At 66.5% G+C, this 21,469-nt stretch carries 16 protein-coding genes and 2 tRNA genes; 8 read left to right on the top strand and 10 right to left on the bottom strand.

Features of this window, described 5'->3' with window-relative positions; all coding sequences use genetic code 11:
• The first annotated feature begins 154 nt into the window (after positions 1 to 154).
• From tig to AC1DEL_RS03715, 7 genes are all read left to right on the top strand, one after another.
• Positions 155 to 1,510 (top strand): trigger factor, encoded by a 1,356-nt coding sequence (tig, locus tag AC1DEL_RS03745; RefSeq protein WP_477125226.1) that lies wholly within the window; start codon positions 155 to 157, stop codon positions 1,508 to 1,510.
• A gap of 126 nt (positions 1,511 to 1,636) precedes the next feature.
• Positions 1,637 to 2,287, top strand: a complete 651-nt coding sequence (clpP, locus tag AC1DEL_RS03740) for an ATP-dependent Clp endopeptidase proteolytic subunit ClpP (RefSeq protein WP_092293077.1) — start codon at positions 1,637 to 1,639, stop codon at positions 2,285 to 2,287.
• A 243-nt stretch (positions 2,288 to 2,530) separates the two neighbouring features.
• The gene (gene clpX, locus AC1DEL_RS03735) at positions 2,531 to 3,808 is read left to right on the top strand and encodes an ATP-dependent Clp protease ATP-binding subunit ClpX (protein WP_092293079.1); all 1,278 of its coding nucleotides are present in this window, start codon (positions 2,531 to 2,533) and stop codon (positions 3,806 to 3,808) included.
• 258 nt (positions 3,809 to 4,066) lie between these two features.
• Positions 4,067 to 6,478, top strand: a complete 2,412-nt coding sequence (lon, locus tag AC1DEL_RS03730) for an endopeptidase La (protein WP_092293081.1) — start codon at positions 4,067 to 4,069, stop codon at positions 6,476 to 6,478.
• Between the two features lie 196 nt (positions 6,479 to 6,674).
• Positions 6,675 to 6,750 (top strand) — tRNA-Val (locus AC1DEL_RS03725).
• Positions 6,751 to 6,777: 27 nt separating this feature from the next.
• A tRNA-Asp gene (locus tag AC1DEL_RS03720) sits at positions 6,778 to 6,854 on the top strand.
• Between the two features lie 159 nt (positions 6,855 to 7,013).
• Complete coding sequence (locus AC1DEL_RS03715; RefSeq protein ID WP_441644175.1) at positions 7,014 to 8,957, top strand: SurA N-terminal domain-containing protein; 1,944 nt, start codon at positions 7,014 to 7,016, stop codon at positions 8,955 to 8,957.
• Between the two features lie 73 nt (positions 8,958 to 9,030).
• Here AC1DEL_RS03715 and AC1DEL_RS03710 read toward each other — a convergent pair whose 3' ends face one another.
• Positions 9,031 to 9,756, bottom strand: coding sequence for an arylesterase (locus AC1DEL_RS03710; protein ID WP_255370755.1), 726 nt, complete (start codon positions 9,754 to 9,756; stop codon positions 9,031 to 9,033).
• Between AC1DEL_RS03710 and AC1DEL_RS03705 the strand changes: the two genes are divergently transcribed.
• Entirely contained in the window at positions 9,755 to 10,453 is a 699-nt protein-coding gene (locus AC1DEL_RS03705; protein ID WP_092293087.1) for an ABC transporter ATP-binding protein, read from the top strand. The genes AC1DEL_RS03710 and AC1DEL_RS03705 overlap by 2 nt on opposite strands.
• A gap of 19 nt (positions 10,454 to 10,472) precedes the next feature.
• Here AC1DEL_RS03705 and pgi read toward each other — a convergent pair whose 3' ends face one another.
• From pgi to AC1DEL_RS03660, 9 genes are all read right to left on the bottom strand, one after another.
• Positions 10,473 to 12,101, bottom strand: a complete 1,629-nt coding sequence (gene pgi / locus AC1DEL_RS03700; RefSeq protein ID WP_477125225.1) for a glucose-6-phosphate isomerase — start codon at positions 12,099 to 12,101, stop codon at positions 10,473 to 10,475.
• Between the two features lie 224 nt (positions 12,102 to 12,325).
• On the bottom strand, positions 12,326 to 13,282 hold the full coding sequence (locus tag AC1DEL_RS03695; protein WP_092293090.1) for a DMT family transporter: 957 nt from the start codon (positions 13,280 to 13,282) through the stop codon (positions 12,326 to 12,328).
• Complete coding sequence (locus tag AC1DEL_RS03690; RefSeq protein ID WP_477105087.1) at positions 13,279 to 14,880, bottom strand: NAD(P)H-hydrate dehydratase; 1,602 nt, start codon at positions 14,878 to 14,880, stop codon at positions 13,279 to 13,281. The genes AC1DEL_RS03695 and AC1DEL_RS03690 overlap by 4 nt, the downstream gene beginning before the upstream one ends.
• Positions 14,881 to 14,899: 19 nt before the next feature.
• Positions 14,900 to 16,192, bottom strand: coding sequence for a D-amino acid dehydrogenase (locus AC1DEL_RS03685; protein ID WP_092293094.1), 1,293 nt, complete (start codon positions 16,190 to 16,192; stop codon positions 14,900 to 14,902).
• 46 nt (positions 16,193 to 16,238) lie between these two features.
• Entirely contained in the window at positions 16,239 to 17,549 is a 1,311-nt protein-coding gene (locus AC1DEL_RS03680; RefSeq protein ID WP_441591054.1) for a TRAP transporter large permease, read from the bottom strand.
• Entirely contained in the window at positions 17,549 to 18,100 is a 552-nt protein-coding gene (locus AC1DEL_RS03675; protein WP_092293098.1) for a TRAP transporter small permease subunit, read from the bottom strand. The genes AC1DEL_RS03680 and AC1DEL_RS03675 overlap by 1 nt, the downstream gene beginning before the upstream one ends.
• Positions 18,101 to 18,105: 5 nt before the next feature.
• Positions 18,106 to 19,077, bottom strand: coding sequence for a TRAP transporter substrate-binding protein (locus AC1DEL_RS03670; RefSeq protein ID WP_092293100.1), 972 nt, complete (start codon positions 19,075 to 19,077; stop codon positions 18,106 to 18,108).
• A gap of 301 nt (positions 19,078 to 19,378) precedes the next feature.
• Positions 19,379 to 20,779, bottom strand: coding sequence for a heavy metal sensor histidine kinase (locus AC1DEL_RS03665; RefSeq protein ID WP_454757027.1), 1,401 nt, complete (start codon positions 20,777 to 20,779; stop codon positions 19,379 to 19,381).
• Positions 20,776 to 21,462: a heavy metal response regulator transcription factor gene (locus AC1DEL_RS03660; protein WP_092293104.1), complete on the bottom strand. Its 687-nt coding sequence runs from the start codon at positions 21,460 to 21,462 to the stop codon at positions 20,776 to 20,778. Before AC1DEL_RS03660 ends, AC1DEL_RS03665 begins: the two co-directional genes overlap by 4 nt.
• Between the last annotated feature and the right edge of the window lie 7 nt (positions 21,463 to 21,469).

Below are 21,469 nucleotides of genomic sequence, written 5' to 3'. Positions count from 1 at the left end.
CGGAAGCGAACAAAAACCGTGCGATAATCCCCGTTTTCCGTTTGCGCGGAAGCCCTTCGTTCGCGTCGGGATTCCGTAGGTTTCACTGGCCGCGGCCAGGCCGGTGCGCAGGCGGTTGCGCTTAAAACTACATTTCTGGATTGGATTAACGACCATGTCGAACGTCATTGAAAACCTCGGCAAGCTGGACCGTAAGGTAACCCTGGCTATTCCCAAGGCCGAAGTGCAGAAGGAAACCCAGGAACGCCTGGTGCGCCTGTCGAAGACGGTGAAGATGTCCGGCTTCCGCCCGGGCAAGGTGCCGATGAAGATGGTCGAGAAGCAATATGGCCAGCAGGTCGAGTTCGAAGTGCGCTTCGACAAGGCCGCCCGCAAGTTCTTCGACATCACGCAGGCCCAGGACGTGAAGGTTGCCGGCCAGCCCAAGTTCGACCTGAAGGCCGACGGCGTGTCGGAAGACGAAGTGGCGTTCGAAGCCACCTTCGAGGTGTACCCGGAAGTCAAGCTGGGCGACCTGGCCACGGCTGAAGTGACCCGTACCCAGACGGAAATCGGCGACGCCGAGATCGACAAGACCATCGACATCCTGCGCAAGCAGCGCGTGCACTACCACGTGCGCGGCGAAGCCGGCGCCCATGGCGACGGTGGTGCCGATGACGCCGCCAAGAATGGCGACCGCGTGACGCTGGACTTCGTCGGCAAGATCGACGGCGTGGAATTCCCTGGCGGCAAGGCCGATGACTTCGCATTCGTGCTGGGCGAAGGCCGCATGCTGCCCGAGTTCGAGCAAGCCGCGCTGGGCCTGAAGCTGGGCGAGAGCAAGACGTTCCCGCTGGCCTTCCCGGCCGACTACCACGGCAAGGAAGTGGCCGGCAAGACTGCCGAGTTCACGATCACGCTGAAGAAGGTGGAGTGGGCGCACCTGCCGGAAGTGGACGACGGCTTCGCGAAGTCGCTCGGCATCGCTGACGGCAGCGTCGAGAAGATGCGCGCCGACATCCGCGAAAACCTCGAGCGCGAAGTCAAGCGCCGCACGCACGCCATGCTGAAGGATCAGGTCATGGAAGCGCTGCTGAAGGTGAGCGAGCTGGACGTGCCCAAGGCCCTGATCGAACAGGATCAGGAACGCCTGGTGGAAATGGCCCGCCGCGACCTCGAGCAACGTGGCATGCCGAACGCCAAGGACATGCCGATTCCGGCCGAGATGTTCACCCAGCAGGCCGAGCGCCGCGTAAAGCTGGGCCTGATCCTGGCCGAGATCGTCAAGGCACACGGCCTGCAGGCCAAGCCGGAGCAGATCAAGACGGAAATCGAGGACTTCGCGAAGAGCTACGAAGACCCGAAGGAAGTCATGCGCTGGTACTACGGCGACCAGCAACGCCTGGCGGAAATGGAAGCCTACGTGCTCGAAAACAACGTGGTAAATTTCGTGTGCGACAAGGCCAAGGTCACGGACAAGTCGGTGTCGTTCGAGGAACTCACCGCCGAGACCAACGCGCAGCAAGCCTGAGCGTTCGCATGACCGGATCGCGCCGCACGAATTGCGCGGCGCGCCCCGGTTGCGCGGCATCCGGCTTGGCGCGCAAATGCTGGCCGGGGCCGATTGGCGCATTCCCTGAATACCTGGAGAACCTGCATGACCCGCAATGATTTGCTTGACCGTCTCGCCACGACGCAGGCCTCTGCTCTGGAAACCCAGGGTCTTGGGCTGGTGCCGATGGTCGTCGAGCAGTCCGGCCGGGGCGAGCGCGCGTATGACATCTACTCGCGCCTGCTCAAGGAGCGCGTGGTGTTCATGGTCGGCGAAGTGAACGACCAGACCGCAAACCTGGTCGTGGCCCAGCTGCTGTTCCTCGAGAGCGAGAATCCGGATAAGGACGTGTCGCTGTACATCAACTCGCCCGGCGGTTCGGTATCCGCCGGCCTGGCGATCTACGACACGATGCAGTTCATCAAGCCCGACGTGACCACGCTCTGCATGGGCATGGCGGCGAGCATGGGCGCCTTCCTGCTGGCGGCTGGCGCCAAGGGCAAGCGCAGCGCGCTGCCGAACTCGCGCATCATGATCCACCAGCCGCTGGGCGGCGCGCGTGGCCAGGCCTCGGACATCGAGATCCAGGCGCGCGAGATCCTGTACCTGCGTGAGCGCCTGAACAGCATCCTGTCGGAAGTGACCGGCCAGCCCGTCGAGAAGATTGCCCGCGACACCGATCGCGACAACTTCATGAGCGGCGACCAGGCCGTGGACTACGGTCTGATCGACAAGGTCATCTCGCGCCGCGGTTGAGCCGACGCCGGTGTGTCGGAGCGGGCGGCCCACGGCCCTGCGCCGGGGCTCCCGCCACACAGCCTGCGCCAAATGACGCAGGCTACACCGGAACGAGGCTGTGCGCCTCGTTTTTGCGTTTTGCCCCACACGCCGGGGAAGCCGCCGACTGCGCCAATTGTTTTGGCGTATGATGCGTTTAATGCGTTTCCCGTGGGGCTCTCCCGCCGTGCGGGGACCACACTGCTAATGTGACTGATTCCTATGGCGGACAAAAAAGGTTCATCCAGCGAGAAGCTTCTGTATTGCTCGTTCTGCGGCAAGAGCCAGCACGAGGTCAAGAAGCTCATCGCGGGCCCGTCGGTGTTCATTTGCGACGAATGCATCGACCTGTGCAATGAAATCATCCGTGACGAGGCCGCCGCGACCGATAAGGACGCCACGGCCGCCACGCGTTCGGACCTGCCCACGCCCCACGAAATCCGCGAAAGCCTGGATCAGTATGTGATCGGGCAGGAGCAAGCCAAGAAGATCCTGGCGGTAGCGGTGTACAACCACTACAAGCGTCTCAAGCATCTTGGCAAGAAGGATGACGTCGAACTCTCCAAGAGCAATATTCTGCTGATCGGGCCGACCGGCTCGGGCAAGACATTGCTCGCGCAGACGCTGGCCCGGCTGCTGAACGTCCCGTTCGTGATCGCCGACGCCACCACGCTGACCGAAGCCGGCTACGTGGGCGAGGACGTCGAGAACATCATCCAGAAGCTGCTCCAGAACTGCAACTACGAGGTCGAGAAGGCCCAGCGCGGCATCGTCTACATCGACGAAATCGACAAGATCTCGCGCAAGTCCGACAACCCGTCCATCACGCGCGACGTGTCGGGCGAGGGCGTGCAGCAGGCGCTGCTGAAGCTGATCGAGGGCACGATGGCCTCGGTGCCGCCGCAAGGCGGGCGCAAGCACCCGAATCAGGACTTCCTGCAGGTGGACACCACCAACATCCTGTTCATTTGCGGCGGCGCGTTCGACGGCCTGGAAAAGGTCATCATGCAGCGCTCGGACAAGACCGGCATCGGTTTTGCGGCCCAGGTGCAGAGCAAGGAAGAACGTGATGTCAGCGAGGTGCTGCCCCAGACCGAGCCGGAAGACCTGATCAAGTTCGGCCTGATTCCGGAGCTGATCGGCCGCCTGCCGGTGGTGGCCACGCTGGCCAAGCTGGACGAGGCCGCGCTGATGCAGATCCTGGTCGAGCCCAAGAATGCACTGCTCAAGCAGTACCAAAAGCTGCTGGCGATGGAAGGTGTGGAGCTGGAGATTCGTCCGGCCGCGCTGTCCGCCATCGCACGCAAGGCCATCCGTCGCAAGACGGGGGCACGCGGTTTGCGTTCCATCCTGGAACAGTCGCTGATGGACGTCATGTACGACCTCCCGAACTACAAGGGCGTGCAAAAGGTGGTGATCGATGAAAATACGATCACCGGCGATGCACCGCCGCTGCTCATGTACGAAGAGCAGCAGCCCAAGGTTGCGGGGTCCAACTGACGAACGCGCCGGCCTACGTGGTGCATGCCACACCGGCTTAAAAATCAAGCGGCCGTTCGCCTGAAAGCGAACGGCTTTTTTTCTTCAATTCGACGATACGAACGGGAGGAAACGCGGGTATGCTGTTTCAGAGTGGGTCACAGGTGCTTTGCGCGGCACTTTTTCGCGCGGCATGACGGCACAAAGAATCGGGGGCGGTACCTTGCAATCGATTCCCGTGACCCTATTTACGCCTTAAATGACTGACTGGGGAAAATGATGTCCGGAACACAACTCCTCCCGGCTGAGCCGATTCGCCTCCCACTGTTGCCGCTGCGCGACGTGGTGGTGTTTCCGCACATGGTGATCCCGCTGTTCGTGGGTCGCCCGAAGTCCATCAAGGCGCTTGAGACTGCGATGGAGTCGGGCAAGAGCATCATGCTCGTGGCCCAGAAGACGGCTGCCAAGGACGAGCCGACGGCTGACGACCTGTACGAGGTTGGCTGCATCGCGAATATCCTGCAAATGCTGAAGCTGCCCGACGGTACCGTGAAGGTGCTCGTGGAAGGCACGCAACGCGCGAATATCACCGAGGTGAGCGAGGACGATTCGCACTTCATGTGCGAAGCCGTGCCTGTGCCGCCCGCGCCGGTCGAATCCGCCGAGACCGAGGCCCTGCGCCGCGCAATCGTGTCGCAGTTCGACCAGTATGTGAAGCTGAACAAGAAGATCCCGCCCGAGATCCTGACGTCGCTGTCGGGCATCGATGAAGCTGGTCGTCTGGCCGATACCATCGCCGCGCACCTGCCGATCAAGCTCGAGCAGAAGCAGAAGATCCTCGAGATGGTCAATGTGACCGAGCGTCTCGAGAGCCTGCTCTCGCAGCTCGAAGGCGAGATCGACATCCTGCAGGTGGAAAAGCGCATCCGTGGCCGCGTGAAGCGCCAGATGGAAAAGAGCCAGCGCGAGTACTACCTGAACGAGCAGGTCAAGGCGATTCAGAAGGAACTGGGCGAGGGCGAGGAAGGCGCCGACCTTGAGGAGCTGGATAAGCGCATCAAGGCCGCACGCATGCCCAAGGAGGCCAAGAAGAAGGCCGACGCCGAGTTCAAGAAGCTCAAGCTGATGTCGCCGATGTCGGCCGAAGCCACCGTCGTGCGCAACTACATCGACACGCTGGTCAACCTGCCGTGGCGCAAGAAGAGCAAGGTCAACAATGACCTCGCGAACGCCGAGCGCGTGCTTGACGAAGACCACTATGGCCTGGAGAAGGTCAAGGAACGGATTCTCGAGTACCTCGCAGTGCAACAGCGCGTGGACAAGGTGAAGGCGCCGATCCTGTGCCTGGTCGGCCCCCCCGGTGTGGGCAAGACCTCGCTCGGGCAGTCGGTGGCACGCGCCACGAACCGCAAGTTCGTGCGCATGGCACTGGGCGGCGTGCGTGACGAGGCCGAGATCCGCGGCCACCGCAGGACCTATATCGGCTCGATGCCGGGCAAGATCCTGCAGAGCCTGTCGAAGGTTGGCGTGCGCAATCCGCTGTTCCTGCTCGACGAGATCGACAAGATGGGCATGGACTTCCGTGGTGACCCGTCGTCGGCGCTGCTCGAGGTGCTGGACCCGGAACAGAACCACACGTTCCAGGACCACTACATCGAGGTGGACTTCGACCTGTCGGACGTGATGTTCGTGGCGACGTCGAACTCGCTGAACATCCCGCCGCCGCTGCTGGACCGTATGGAAGTGATTCGCCTCTCGGGCTACACCGAAGACGAGAAGGTGAACATCGCCACGCGCTACCTGCTGCCCAAGCAGATCAAGAACAATGGTCTGAAGGTTGGCGAGATCGACATCACCGAAGCGGCCATCCGCGACATCATCCGCTACTACACCCGGGAAGCCGGTGTGCGGTCGCTGGAACGCGAGGTGTCGAAGATCGCGCGGAAGGTGGTCAAGCTGCTGCTCCTGAAGAAGGAATCGGGCGCGGTGAAGGTCGATTCGGAGAACCTGGACAAGTTCCTGGGCGTGCGCAAGTACGACTTCGGCCTGGCCGGCAAGGAAAACCAGGTGGGCCAGGTGACCGGCCTCGCGTGGACCGAGGTGGGCGGCGATCTGCTGACCATCGAAGCCGCCATCATGCCGGGCAAGGGCAACATCACGCGTACCGGCTCGTTGGGCGATGTGATGAAGGAATCGGTCGAAGCTGCGCGTTCGGTGGTGCGTTCGCGGGCACGTCGCCTGGGGATCACGGATGAGATGTTCGAGAAGCGCGACATCCACATCCACGTACCCGAAGGCGCCACGCCCAAGGATGGTCCGTCGGCCGGCGGGGCGATGACGACTGCACTCGTGTCGGTGCTGACCGGCATTCCGGTGCGGGCGGACGTGGCCATGACTGGCGAGATCACGCTGCGCGGCGAAGTGCTGCCGATCGGCGGTCTCAAGGAGAAGCTGCTGGCGGCCCATCGTGGCGGCATCAAGCTGGTGCTGATCCCCGAGGAGAACGTCAAGGATCTCGCCGAGATTCCGGACAACGTGAAGAACGCCATCGAGATCGTGCCGGTCCGCTGGATCGACAAGGTGCTGGAGCTGGCACTCGAGCGCAAGCCCGAGCCGCTGGCCGAGGAAGAGGCCAAGCCCGCCGAGGTGGCGGACAAGGCCAAGGCCACGGTCGAGATGATTCATCACTGATTGACCGAGCGCTGTCAGGAAGATGCCGCGGGGTTCCCCCGCGGCATTTTTTTTTTGCGCGGCCGGGGTTGGCAACGCGGAAAGTCTCGTATTACAATCGCGGCCTCGCAACGCAAACAGCGGCAGCCAGGCAGTAACCGCCGAGTCGTGCGAAGCGAGATTACCCAGCGGGCGCGCAAGCCCGCGATGGTCTAGTGGGTGCTTAGCTCAGTTGGTAGAGCGGCGCCCTTACAAGGCGTAGGTCGGGGGTTCGAGCCCCTCAGCACCCACCACTTCACCATCCCAAGGGAACCCACGCAGGAGTGGTAGTTCAGTTGGTTAGAATACCGGCCTGTCACGCCGGGGGTCGCGGGTTCGAGTCCCGTCCACTCCGCCAAGCAAAATCGCCCGCGCATGCGGGTTTTTTTGTATCTGTTGTCTTCCCAGCCATTCCCCGCTTACGTGACGCTGCCGCATCAGCAAATGACGGTTTCGCGCCCGGCACCTGCTAGAATCGCGGAGTTTGTCTTCGTGCCAACCCCTTACCAGAATCAGCATGCTTGATTTCGTACGCAACAACCGGCGCCTGATGCTTTTGCTGCTGCTGGTGCTTGTCTTCCCGTCGTTCGTATTCTTCGGCGTGGAAAGCTATTCGCGCTTCATGGATACCTCGCACGACGTCGCCAAGGTCGATGGTCGCGCAATCACCGTGCAGGAAGTGGACAACGTGGTGCGCGACCAGAGCGAGCGCATGCGCCAGATGCTGGGCAATCAGTACGATCCGCGCATGTTCGAAGGTGCTGCCGCGCGCCAGTCCGTGGTGAACCAGCTGATTCTGCAGCGCGTGGTGTCCGACGCCACCGCCAAGAAGAATCTGACGGTGTCCGATGCCCAGGTGGCGGCAGCCATCCAGAACATCCCGGCCATCGCCCAGCTGAAGACGGCGGACGGCAAGTTCGACGACAAGGCCTACATCCAACTGCTGGCCACGCAGGGCATGACGCCCGAGCAGTTCGATGCGCGCCTGCGCTTCGAACTGGCCACGCAGCAGCTTGGCGGCGCCGTGGGGACCACGGCGTTCGTGCCGAAGTCGCTGCTGGACCGCCTGATCGCCGTGCGCGACCAACAGCGTGACGTGCAGACGCTGACGATCAAGCCGGCTGATTTCACGTCCAAGGTCACGGCTGACGCCGCCGCGCTGAAGGCCTACTACGACGCGCATGTGTCGGCCTACACCACGCCGGAACAGGCGAAGGTGGAGTACGTGGTGCTGTCCGGCGACTCCCTGGCCGCGAGCCAGACCGTGACGCCGGAAGAGCTCAAGTCCTACTACGAGAGCAACATCGCGCGTTTCCGGACCGACGAGCAACGCCGTGCGAGCCACATCCTGATCTCAGCGCCCAAGGACGGCAAGGAAGCCGACCGCAAGGCCGCGAAGGACAAGGCCACCAAGCTGCTGGAAGACCTGCGCAAGCATCCTGAGACGTTCGCCGACGTGGCGAAGAAGCAGTCGCAGGATCCGGGTTCGGCGGAGAAGGGCGGCGACCTCGGCTTCATGGGCCGCGGCGCGCTGGTCAAGCCGTTCGAGGACGCCATGTACGCGCTCAAGGACGGCCAGATCAGCGATGTGGTGGAAACCGACTACGGCTACCACATCATCAAGCTGACCGGCATCAAGGCGGCCGAGACGCAGCCGCTCGAGGCCGTGCGCCCCGAACTGGAAGCCGAACTCAAGAAGCAACTGGCGAGCAAGAAGTACACGGAGCTGGCCGATGCCTTCGGCAACACCGTCTACGAGCAGTCCGAAAGCCTCAAGCCGGCCGCCGACAAGTTCAAGCTGACGATCCAGACCGCCGACAACGTCACCCGCACGCCGAACCTGGCGCTGGGCGCGCAGAACCCGCTCAACAATGAGAAGGTGCTGAAGGCCCTGTTCAGCGACGACGCGCTCAAGAACAAGCGCAACACCGAAGCGGTGCAGGTGGGCCCGACCACGCTGGTGGCGGCACGTATCGTCGACTATCGCCCGGCGACCGCGCGTAAATTCGAGGACGTGGAAGCCCAGGTGCGCCAGGCCTACGTCGCCCAGCAGGCTGCCGAACTGGCCCGCAAGGATGGCGAAGCCAAGCTCGAAGCGTTGAAGAAGGCCGACAGCGCTGCCGGCTTCGGCCAAGCTGTGACGGTGTCGCGTACCAAGGCAGACGGCCTGTCGCCGAAGGCGGTCGAGGCCATCATGCGCGCCGACACGACCAAGCTGCCCGCTGTGGTCGGCGTGGACCTCGGTGCGGATGGTTATGCGATCTATCGCATCGGCAAGGTCAGCTCGCCGACCCAGGCGAACCCGGGCCAGCGCGACGCCGAGTCGCAACAGCTGGCCCAACTGGCCGGCCAGGCCGAACTCGCCGCCTACTATGAAACGCTGAAGGCGCGGGCGAAGGTCAAGATCCTGCGTCCGATCACGGCCACCGACGTACCGGCCAGCGAAGGCGCAGCGCAGTAACCGGCGCGGCTTGCCAGCAAAAAACCCCTGCGGTCAGCGACCAGCAGGGGTTTTTTGTTTGGGGAGGAAGATCTCAGCGCTTTTTCGCCGGCGCTTTCAGCAGCGGCTGCAACTGCGGCCAGACATTGTCGAGCAGCGTGGCCTGGGCGGCGGAGGTGGGATGAATGCGGTCGTCCTGGAACCACTCGGGCCGGGCGATCACCTTGTCGAGGAAGAACGGCACCAGACTCACGCGGTACTCGCTGGCCAGCTTGCTGTAGAGCGCGAAGAAGCGCTCGGTATAGTCGGGGCCGTAGTTCGGCGGAATCCGCATGCCGACCAGCACCACGCCGGCGCCCGCCTGGCGCGCCGCCGTCAGCATGCCGCGCAGGTTGGTTTCTGTGGATTGCAGGGACAGACCGCGCAGGGCATCGTTGGCGCCAAGCTCCACGACCACCACGGCCGGCTTGTGCCGGGCGAGCAGGTCCGGCAGGCGCGTCTTGCCGCCCGACGTGGTCTCGCCGCTGATGCTGGCATTGACGACGCTATAATCGAGGCGCTCCTTGTGCAGGCGGTCCTGCAGCAGGCTGACCCAGCCGGTGCCGCGCGCGATGCCGTACTCGGCCGACAGGCTGTCGCCAAGCACCAGCACCGCGGGCGCAGCGGTGGCAGCCGGTTTCGCGGCCGTTGGCCTGGCCTGAGTTTGGGCCTGAGCCTGGGCGCCGGCCGGCAGCGCCGCCATCAACATCGCCGCGCCCAGCATCGCACCGCACGCCGCCAGCGCCCTGGGGCGCCAACCGTATCCAATCCTCTCGCTCATGTCCTCTTCCATTCTCGCTGTCGAGTCACTCGGAAAGACCGTTGCCGACACGACAGGTTCGCTGACGATTTTGCACGACGTCTCGTTTTCCGTCACGCCGGGCGAAACGCTGGCCATCGTCGGCGCGTCCGGCTCGGGAAAATCCACGCTGCTGGGGCTGCTGGCGGGCCTGGACCTGCCCAGCACGGGCTCGGTGCGGCTGCACGGCCAGGATCTGTTCACGCTCGATGAAGACCAGCGCGCCGCGCTGCGTGGCCGGCACGTGGGCTTCGTGTTCCAGTCGTTCCAGTTGGTGGGCCACCTGACAGCGCTCGAAAACGTGATGCTGCCGCTCGAGTTGCGCGGCGAGACCGACCGCGTGCGCGAGCGTGCCACGGAAATGCTCGTGCGCGTGGGCCTGGGCAAGCGCCTGACCCACTATCCGCGCACGCTTTCCGGTGGTGAGCAGCAGCGCGTGGCGCTGGCGCGGGCGTTCGTCGCCCGGCCGGACATCCTGTTCGCCGATGAGCCGACCGGCAGCCTCGACACGAGCACCGGCGAGGCCGTGATCGCGCTGATGTTCGAGCTGAACCGCAATGCCGGGTCCACGCTGGTACTGGTCACGCACGACCGCTCCGTGGCGGCGCGCTGCGCCCGCATCCTGACCATCGACGCCGGCCGCGTGGCCAGCGACGAGTGGATGGGCACCGAAGTCTGACGCTCCGGCGGGCGCGGCGTCAGCCGCGCGCCAGCACGGGGCGCGCGCGGGCGATCAGCGCCGCCGTGGACGCATCGTGCGTAGCCTGGGCGCTGCCATTGAGTTCGGCCTCGATCGGGCGCGCAAGGATCTTGCCCAGCTCCACGCCCCACTGGTCGAACGAATTGATATTCCACACCACGCCCTGCACGAACGTGCGGTGCTCGTAGAGCGCGATCAGCGCGCCGAGCACATGCGGCGTCAGGTCTTCCATCAGCAGCGTGTTGCTCGGGCGGTTGCCCTCGAACACCATGTGGGGCAGGCGGTCCTCGTCGGTCATGCCGGCCGCGCGTAGCTCCTCGGCGCTGCGCCCGCGCATCAGCGCCTCGGCCTGCGCGAAGCAGTTGGCCAGCAGCTTGGCATGATGGCCGGGCAGGCTGCGCGGCGGCACCAGCGGTGCCACGAAGTCGACCGGCACGATCTGCGAACCCTGGTGAATCATCTGGAAGTAGGCGTGCTGGCCATTGGTGCCGGCCGTGCCCCAGACCACGGGCGAGGTCTGCACGTACGCCGGCTGGCCGTCCAGCTGGACCGACTTGCCGTTGCTCTCCATTTCCAGCTGCTGCAGGAACGCCGGGAACAGTTCGAGCGAGGTCGAGTACGGCGCCATGCAGCTGGTTGGCATGCCGAAGAAATTGCGATACCAGATGCCCAGCATCGCCATCACCACGGGCATGTTGCGCGCCAGCGGGGCGGTGCGGAAGTGATCGTCCATGGCGCGCGCGCCGAGCAGCAGGTCGTCGAAGGCATCAAAGCCCACGGCCAGCGCGATCGACAGGCCCACTGAAGACCACAGCGAGAAGCGGCCGCCAATCCAGTCCCAGAATTCGAACATGTTGGCGGGGTCGATGCCAAACTCGGTCACGGCCTCGCGATTGGTGGACACCGCCACGAAATGCCGCGCGAGCTGGTTCTCGGGAACGCCGTTGCGCAGGAACCAGTCGCGCATGCTGCGCGCGTTGGCCATGGTCTCGAGCGTGGTGAAAGTCTTGGAACAGACGATGACCAGCGTGCGCGCCGGGTTCAGTCGGACGAGCGTTTCGGCCAGTTCGGTGCCGTCTACGTTGGAGACGAAGTGGATGCGCGGCCCGGTCTGGTCGCCCAGGTGCGCCAGCGCGCGGCAGACCATGCGCGGGCCGAGGTCAGACCCGCCGATGCCGATGTTGACGACATCGGTGATGGTCTGGCCCGTGGAACCGGTCCAGGCGCCGCCGCGTACGCGTTCGGAAAAGTCCTGCATACGGCAGCGCACGTCATGGATGGCCGGCATCACGGAGACGCCATCGACCTTGAACGGCGCATCGGGCAGCGCGCGCAGCGCCACGTGCAGGGCGGCACGGTCTTCGGTGGTGTTGATGTGTTCGCCCGCGAACATGGCGTCCCGGCGCTGCGTCACGCCGGCTTCCTCGGCCAGCTTCATCAGCAGCGCGAAGGTTTCGAACGTGATGCGGTTCTTGGAGTAGTCCAGGTACAGGCCGGCGGCTTCCAGCGAGAAGTCCTCGACCCGCCGGGCGGCTTCGACTTCGGCAAACCAGTCCTGCATCGGCGTATGGCGGATGGCGTCGTGGTGTTGGCGAAGGGCGGTCCAGGCGTGGAGTTCAGTCGGCATGCGGTGTTCGGTTTGTCTCAGGGGGGCAAACGCCCGGCGTGGCGGGCAGCGGTAGTATATCGCCGGAATTTGGCGGTACATGCGCGGTAACGGACGGATCTTTCCCGTCTTTTGTTCCGATTGCGTCACCAAGGGCGGATGGGCGGACGCACACGCTACCTTAGCAGCCATGGCGTCCGTGTTTTATCGGACATTGTCCGACGTGGTGCGTTCCCCTGCTGCCCTCAAGTGCGGGGACGGGCGCGTGCCGCGAGCCGGCCCGCCACACGGCGCAGCAACGGCTCGCCGCCGGCCACGCAGACGCCGCCCACGCAGATCACGGCGATGCCGAGCGCGGTGGTCCAGTCCGGCAACTGCCCGAATGCGAAGTACCCGACCACCGTGGCCGAGAAGATCTGCAGGTACAGGAAGGGGCTCAGGAACGAGGCATCGGCGTACTGGAACGCGCGGATCACGAAGTAATGCCCGAGTGACCCGGTGATGCCGGCGGACAGCAGCAGCGCGGCCTGCGCCGGCGTGGGCACCGCCTCGAACCAGAAGAATGGCACGATGAGCGTGGTCAGCACCGCGCCGGTCACGCCGCTCTGGATCAGCGTGGTCATCGGCGCGTCATGGGCGGCGATGTGGCGCGTCAGCATTTGCAGCAGCGCGAACAACATCGCGGACAGCAACCCCAGCCCCACGCCGAGCGTGCTCAGTTCGCCGCCGGGCCGCACCACCACCAGCATGCCGGCGAAGCCGATGGCGACGCCGATCCAGCGCGTCCAGCGCGCGTGCGCCCCCGGGCGCTCACCGAGCAGCCACGGCGACAGCGCCACCACGAACAGCGGCGCGCAGAAGTTGAGGGCGGTGGCCTGCGCCAGCGGCATCAGGCGCAGCACGCTGAAGAACACCAGCGTCGATGCCAGCATCAGCACGCCGCGCAGCCACTGGAGGCGTGGCCGCGAGGGCCGATACTGCAGCCGCCAGCGCGTCGGCCCCAGCAACAGGAAGATGGCCACGACATGGCCGAGATAGCGCACCCAGGCCACCGCGACCACGGGCAGGCCCTGCTGGGTCAGCGTCTTGCCGGTGGCGTCGAGCAGGCTCAGGATCCATTGGCCGAGCACCAGCAGCGCGATGCCGGTCAGCAGGCGACGGCGCGGATCGTCGCCCGTGGTGAGACTGGCGGCCTGGGTCATGCCGTCCGGCCCTGGATCAGCGCATTGAGGATGTCGCGGGCGGGCAGATAGAGTTCGCTGGCAGTCATGCCCGCCGGGCCGGTGCCGCTGGCGACCAACCGGTCGGCGGCGCACCCATGGATCCAGACCGCCGCGCAGGCGGCGTCCTTCGGCGCCATGCCTTGCGCCAGCAGCGCGCCGATCATGCCGGCCAGCACATCGCCCGTGCCGGCCGTGGCCAGCGCGGCGTTGCCGGTCGGATTGATGGCGATGCTGTCCACGCCAGCCGCCGCGATGAGCGTGCCGGAGCCCTTCAGCACGATCGTGGCCTGCCATGCGGCGGCCAGCGCGCGCGCGGCGCCAAGGCGGTCACGCTGGATCTCGGCCACGGTGCAGCCGAGCAGCCGCGCTGCTTCCAGCGGATGCGGCGTCATCACGTGCGGCACGCCGCTGGCGCGCAACGCATCGGCCAGGGTCTTGTCGCCAGACAGCAGGTTCAGCGCATCGGCGTCGAGCACGAGCGGCGGGGGTGGGCTGGCCTTGGCGCAGGTGTCGATCCATTGCCCCAGCAGCTTGCCCGCCGCGCCGCCGGTACCCATGCCCGGCCCGATGACCAGCGCGGACATGGTCTCGACGGCCATGTCGGCCACATCGTGCAGCATCAGTTCGGGGTGGACCGGGTCCATCAACGGCGCCGGCTGGGCGAGGAAGCCCACATGCACGCGCCCCGCGCCCAGATGCAGCGCCGCCCGCGCGCCGAGCAGCGGCGCCCCGGCCATGCCGTGGCTGCCGCCGAGCACCGCCAGCGAGCCAAAGGTGCCCTTGTTCACCGCATGCGGGCGCCCCGGCAGCGCATCGCGGAATGCGCCCGGCAGGTTCACATGGGCGATGGCGGCCTGCGCCGGCGGATAGGGCAGGCCGAGCGGGGCGATGTCGATCTCGCCTGCGCAGTCGCGGCCGTCCAGCGTGAGCAAGCCCGGCTTGGCGGCGATGAAGGTCAGCGTGCGGCGCGCGCGGATGGCCGGTCGGCCCGCGCCGGTATCGGCGAACAGCCCGCTTGGAATGTCCAGCGCGTACACCGGCAGTCCGGCGGCGTTCACATGATCGATCCAGCGCGCCACGTTGCCGTCCGCCGGGCGGTTCAGGCCGATGCCGAGCAGGCCGTCGACCAGGGCAGTGCAGCCCGCCGGCCAGGGCGGCAGGGCAGCGGTGGTGTTGGACGGGTCGGCCGGCACGGCCAGCAGCGGCACGCCGGCCGTGCGGGCCTCGGTCCAGGCACGCGAGGCATCGGGCGGCAGCCGGTCGGTCTCGGCAGTCAGCCAGACTTCGACCTGCCGCCCCGACTGGTGCAGCCGCGTGGCCGCGACCAGCGCATCGCCGCCATTGTTGCCGGCGCCAGCCAGCAGGACGATGCGGCCCTCCGGCACCTGCCGCGCCAGCCAGTCGGCGGCGGCATGGCCGGCGCGCGTCATCAGCGTGAAGGCGGGCAGTGCCGCCAGCGCCGCATGCTCGATCTCGCGGATCGTGGCCACGTCATGAAGCGGCGTGGCGTCGGTGCCGGTGGGGTCGAGCGGCAGCCAGTCAGGCAGTGGGGAAGACGGGGAGGGCGAGGCGGTCATGGTCGGCATCAGGCCAGTATCAAGCGGAGGCCAGGCCGTAGCGCGCAGGGGTGAGGCCGTCCATGTCGATGGCCGGTCCGTCGCCTTGTCCCGCGCTGGCGGCAATCTGGTCCGCCGCGATTTTGCCCGATCCGCAGCCCATCGCCCAGCCCGTGGAGCCATGGCCGAGGTTCAGGAACAGGCCGGGCACGCGCGTGGCGCCGATCAGCGGCGGGCCGTCCGGCAGCATCGGCCGGGCGCCGGCCCACAGCGTGGCCTCGTTGTAGTGGCCCGCCACCGGAAACCAGTCGCGCGCCACCTTGATCAGCGTGTCGAGCGCAGCCGGGCGCGGGTCCAGCCGGCGCGAGCCGAGTTCGGCCGTGCCCGCCACGCGCAGCCGGTTGCCCATGCGCGTGATGGCCACCTTGTACGACTCGTCCATCAGGGCGGCGAGCGGCGCCTGTAGCTCGTCGCGCACCATGACCGTGGCCGAATAGCCCTTCACCGGATAGAGGGGCACGCGCAGCCCCAGCGGGCGCAGCAGCGCGGCACTGCCGACGCCGGCGGCCACCAGCACGCGGTCCGCCTGCAGGGTCTCGGGCGTGGCGCCGCGCGGAGCGGCCAGTTCGACTGTCAGGCCGCCACTGTCAGTGGGGCGCAGCCGGGCCACATCGGTATCGAGCCGGAATTGCACACCCGCCGCTTCGGCGTGCTGGTGCAGCCGTCGGACGAACATCGGGCAGTTGCCCGATTCATCTTCGGGAAGATGGAGGCCGCCCGCCAGTGCCGTGTCGGCAGCCAGGCCGGGTTCGATCCGCCGGCAGCCGGCGGCATCGACCAACTGATGGGGCACGCGGTTCTCGCGCAGCACGGCCAGCGCCGGCGCGGCGAGGTCGAGGTCCCGCTGGGTGCGGAACAGTTGCAGATAGCCGCGCGACTGCTCGTACTCGATCTCCAACGCCTCGCGCAGCCCATGCAGGCAGTCGCGGCTGTAGAACGCCAGGCGCTGCATGCGCAGCTTGTTGGCGCGGTAGCGCTCCGGCTGGCACTCGCGCAGCCAGCGGCCGATCCAGCGCCACATGGCCGGATCGGCGCTGGGCCGGAAGACAACGGGGGATTCGCGCTGGAACAGCGTCCGCAGGACCTTGCCCGGCATGCCCGGCGCGGCCCACGGCGTGACGTAGCCCGGCGCGATGACGCCGGCATTGCCGAAGCTAGCCTCCTGCGCCGGCGCGCCGCGCCGCTCGAGCACCGTCACGGAGAAACCGGCCTGGCGCAGGTACCAGGCGGAGCACACGCCGATCACGCCGGCACCGATCACAATCACATGCATCTTGGCGGTTTGTCCCTGTGTCGATGAACCCTCGATGGCGCCGCCGCTACTTCAGCTCCTTCGCCATCACCACGTCCGGCAGCCACGTGACCACGGCCGGCCAGACCGTCACGATGGCGATGGCGAGCACCATCATCATGAAGAATGGCAGCGATACCCGGGCGATGTAGTTACTGTCCTTGCCGGTCATGCTCTGTAGCACGAACAGGTTGAACCCGACCGGCGGCGTGACCTCGGCAATCTCCACCAGCAGTACGATGAAGATGCCGAACCATACCAGATCGAAGCCGGCCTGCTGCACCATCGGCAGTACCGTGGCAGTGGTCAGGGCGATCATCGAGATGCCGTCCAGGGCGGTGCCGAGGACGATGTAGATGATCGTCAGCACGCCGATCAGTGCCCACGGGGACAGGTGCAGCGCCGCCACCCACTCCGCTAGTGCACGCGGAATGCCCGTGAAGCTCATGGTCACCGAGAGGAACGAGGTGGCGCCCAGCACGAACATGATCATCGCCGTGAGCCGCGTGGCCGACATCAGGCTGTCCCAGAACGCGCGGCGCGTGAGCGACCCGCCCATCCAGGCCAGCGCCAGCGACGCCACCACACCATAGGCCGCGGCCTCGGTGGCGGTGGAGTAGCCGGCCATCATGATCCAGGTGATGAACGCGATCAGCACGATGCACGGCATCAACTGGCGGATGGAAGCCAGCCGCGAGCGCCAGCCGAAGGTCTCGGCGGGCGGCACGCGCTTCGGGTTCATCAGCGCCCAGACCACGATGTAGCCCGAAAACAGCACCATCAGCAGCAGCCCGGGCAGGAAGCCGGCCAGGAACACGCGGATGATCGACACATCGGCAGATACCGCGTACACCACCATGGTGATTGACGGCGGAATCAGGATGCCCAGCGTGCCGGCCGTGGCGAGCGAGCCGAGCGTCATGCGCTCGTCGTAGCCGCGCCGGGTCAACTCGGGCAGCGCCGACTTGGCGATGGTCGCGCAGGTGGCCGCTGACGAGCCCGACACCGACCCGAAGATGCCGCAGCCCAGGATGTTCACGTGCATCAGCCGGCCCGGCAGCCAGTTGAGCCAGGGCGAGAGCCCCGAGAACATCTGCTCGGACAGCTTGGTCCGGAACAGGATCTCGCCCATCCACACGAACAGCGGCAGCGAGGCCAGCGTGTAGGAGGCGCTCGACGACCACCACGCGTTGGCGAGGTTGACCAGCGCATCGTGGTCCGAGAACACCACCAGCCCCACCCACGAGGTGACCGCGATGGCCACCGGAATCCACGTCCCCACCGCCAGGAAGACCACCAGCACGACCAGCAGGATCAATGCGACGACAACGGTACTCATCAGATCGTCTCCCCGAAGTCGCCCGACGCCAGCTTGGCCTCCTGCGCCAGCTGGTAGCGCGGCTTCAGGCGCCGCACCACGCGCAGCCATTCGTCGGCCACGGCGAGCAGGAAGCCCACCGCGCCGATCACGGCGAAGCTCTGCGGAATCCAGAGCGGAATCACGATCTGCCCCTGCGACACATCGCCAATATCCCAGCTCTGCCAGGCGAAGGTGCCCAGCGCCCAGGACGCGTAGCCGGCGAACAGCAGGCAGATGGAGAGCGAGAGCAGCTCCAGCATCCAGCGGCGGCGCGGCCCCACGGCCTCGAGCAGCATCTCCACGCGCACGATGCCGCCGTGCTGGAAGGTCTGTCCGAGGACGAGGAAGGCCGAGGCGGCGCAGAGCCAGGCGACGATGTCGTCGCCGCCCTTGAGCGTGATGGTGGTCTCGCGCGAGATCGACATGGCGATCATGACGATGCACACCGCAAGGATGCAGAGCGCGCCCAGCACGGCGCAGAAGTCCAGCCAGCGATCCAGCCAGCGCTTGTCAGGCAACGGAGTGGTCATGGGGGTTACTTCTTGTAGGCGCCGAGGATGGCCTTGCCGTCGTCGCCGGCGCTCTTGGCCCATTCGTCGACCATGACCTGGCCAACCTTCTGCATATCGCTCTTCAGCTGGGGCGAGGGCGGTGCCACGGTCATGCCGTTCTTCGCCAGCGTGGCCAGGTAGTCGCGCGTCTTCTGCTCGGAAACCTGCCAGCCGCGCTTCTCGGCATCGGCCACGGCCTTGAGCAGGGCGTCCTGCGTGGGCTTGTCCAGCGCGGCGAAGGCCTTCTTGCTGACCACCAGCATGTTCTTGGGCAGCCAGGCGTCCACGGTGTAGAAGTACTTGACCGATTCCCAGACCTTGGTGTCCACGCCGGTGGCGCCGGAGGACATGAACGAGTTGACCGTGCCGGTGGCGAGTGCCTGGGCGAGGTCGGCCGCCTGGATCGTCACGGGCTGGGCGCTGACCAGTTCGGCGATCTTCGACGTGGCCGGGTTATAGGCGCGCCATTTCAGGCCCTTCATGTCGGCGGCGCTGTTGATCGGCTTGTTCGCGTAGATGCCCTGCGGCGGCCAGGCCACGGCGTAGAGCAACTTCATGCCCTGGCGGTCCAGCACCTTCTCGGTCACCGGCTTGGAGGCTTGCCAGAGCTGGAAGGCATCGGCGTAGCTGGTGGCCAGGAATGGCACGGCATCCACGCCGAAGACCGGGTTCTCGTTGGCCAGCGTGGACATCAGGATCTCGCCCATCTGCACCTGGCCGGTCTGCACGCCGCGCTTGATTTCGTTGGCCTTGAGCAGCGAGCCATTGGGATGGAGCAGGATCTTGAGCTTGCCGCCGGTGGCCTTTTCCACGTCGTTGGCCATCTGCTGCAGGTTCTCGGTGTGAAGGTTGGTGGCCGGATAGCCGGTGGGCAGGTCCCACTTGGTGTCCGCCCATGCTGCCGTGCTGCCAAGCAGCAGGGCTGCCGCCGCAACTGCCATTGCCTTGACTCGCATCTCGATCTCTCCTGGTGTTGCGCGTGGGCGCCTGCCCGACTGCGCGGGTTGGAACTACCGGGCGCGCGTCAGATATCAGGCAATACAGGGTTCGATTGTCTGAGACATGACGTACGCCGCGATCACGCGCGCGGCTTCTGGCTCGGTCGCCGCGCGGTGAGCATTGCACGATGGCTTCGAATGCAAGGGCCGTGCCCAGTGGCTGCGCACCGGGCATGGCTTCGGGAATCCACAGGGTAGCAAGAAGCGCCCGGCGCCGACAGATAGGGTTCGTCTGGATGTGGCGGGCGCGCCGCGCGGGTCAGGACGCGGCCGGCTCGCGGGCGGGCGGGGGGAATTGCATCGCGAAACGGGTGGTGCCAGGCGCGGAGCGCACCGAGATGCTGCCGCCGTGCGCGGCGACGATGGCGCGGGTGATCGACAGCCCCAGGCCCACCGTCTCGGACTCCGGCCGGGCGCGCGACTTGTCGCCCCGGAAGAAGCGGTCGAACAAAGAGGGCAGCAGGTCCGGCGCGATGCCGGGGCCATCGTTCTCCACGGCGACTTCCACCTCGCCCGCCTGCCGGGTGACGGTGACCGTGACGCTGCCGCGCTCGGGGGTGTAGCGCAGCGCGTTCGACAGCAGGTTGCTGAGCGCGCGCCGCAGCATCAGGCGGTCGCCGTCGATGCGCGCGTCGCCCACCAGCCGCAGGGCGATGCCCTTGTCCTCGGCCAGCGCCTCGTAGAACTCGAACAGGGCCAGCACCTCGGTGCCGATCGAGATCGACTCCTTGTGGGGGAGGTCGAGCCCATGCTCCATCTTGGCGAGGTAGAGCATGTCGGAGACCATGCGCGACAGGCGCTGCAGCTCTTCGACGTTCGAGGCCAGCACGTCGCGGTAGCGGGCCGCGTCGCGCGGCTGCGAGAGCGCCACCTGGGTCTGCGTCATCAGGTTGGTCAGCGGCGTGCGCAGTTCGTGGGCGAGGTCCGACGAGAATTCGGACAGCCGGCGGAAGTCGTCCTGCAGGCGCGCCAGCATCGCGTTCAGGTCGGCGGCCAGGGCGGCCATCTCGACCGGCACGGCCTCCACGGGCATGCGCTGGTCGAGCTTGTCGCCGGTCACGGCCTTGGCGCGCGAGGCCATCGCACGCAGCGGCGACAGTCCGCGCCGCGCCGCCCACCAGCCGAACAGGCCGCTCGCCAGCACCGCCAGCGCCACGTAGAGCACCAGCGAACGGCGGAACGCGCGCAGGAAATGCTCGTGGATGTCGGTGTCCATCGCCAGGATCACGCCGATGGGCTGGGCGGCATCGCCCGCCGGCACCGCCGCGCGCAGGCCCCGGTAGCGCTTGCCGGCCTGCTGCCAGGCGAGGCGGTCTTCGCCTTCTTCGTGGACCGGCCGGGCGGCCAGCGCTGCCGTGAAGTCAAAATCCGGGGTGGCGTAGCGGGTGCGGCCATCGGGCTCGCGGAGGTGGATCAGCACGCCGGCGTGGTGCGCGTAGGGGTCGCCGGCATGGCCCGCATGAAGTGCTTGGGGCGAAGCGCCCGCCGCCAGCGATTTTTCGATGACGCGGAGGTTATCCCGCAGCAGCGCGTAGTCCTCATCGGCGAAATGGCTGTCCATGGCCGAGAGGATCAGCCCGGCCAGCCCGAGCAGCACCACCGCCGACGACAGCGAGAACAGCACTGTCAGCCGCGTGGTGAGCGAGTATCGGCGCCTCACGCCTCGTCCTCCGGCACCTCGAGCACGTAGCCCATGCCACGCACGGTCTGGATCAGCTTGGGTTCGAAGTCATCGTCGATCTTGGCGCGCAGCCGGCGGATGGCCACGTCGATCACGTTGCTGTCGCTGTCGAAATTCATGTCCCAGACCTGCGAGGCGATCAGCGAGCGCGGCAGCACCTCGCCGCGCCGGCGGGCCAGCAGTTCCAGCAGGGCGAATTCCTTGCCGGTCAGCACGATGCGGCGGCCGGCGCGCGTGGCCCGGCGGCGGGCGAGGTCGAGCACAAGGTCGCCGATCTCGATGCGGTCCAGCTGCACGATGGCGGTGCCGCGCCGGAGCAGGGTCCGGACCCGGGCCAGCAACTCGGAAAAGGCAAAGGGTTTGACGAGGTAGTCGTCGGCGCCCAGTTCCAGCCCCTTGACCCGGTCGGCCACGCTGTCGCGGGCGGTCAGGAACAACACGGGCACGGGGTTGCCGGCCCCGCGCAGGGTCTGGAGGACGCGCCAGCCGTCCATGCCGGGCAGCATCACGTCGAGGATCAGCAGGTCGTAGGCCTCGGTCATCGCCAGGTGCCCGCCGTCCTGACCGTTGACGGCCAGATCCACGACGAAGCCGGCCTCGGTCAGGCCCTGCCTCAGGTATTCCCCGGTTTTCGGCTCGTCTTCCACCACCAGCAGCTTCATGCCCACT

The sequence above is a fragment of the Cupriavidus sp. 10L43_2 genome, from assembly GCF_056395265.1.
This window is presented reverse-complemented; position numbering and strand designations above follow the sequence as displayed.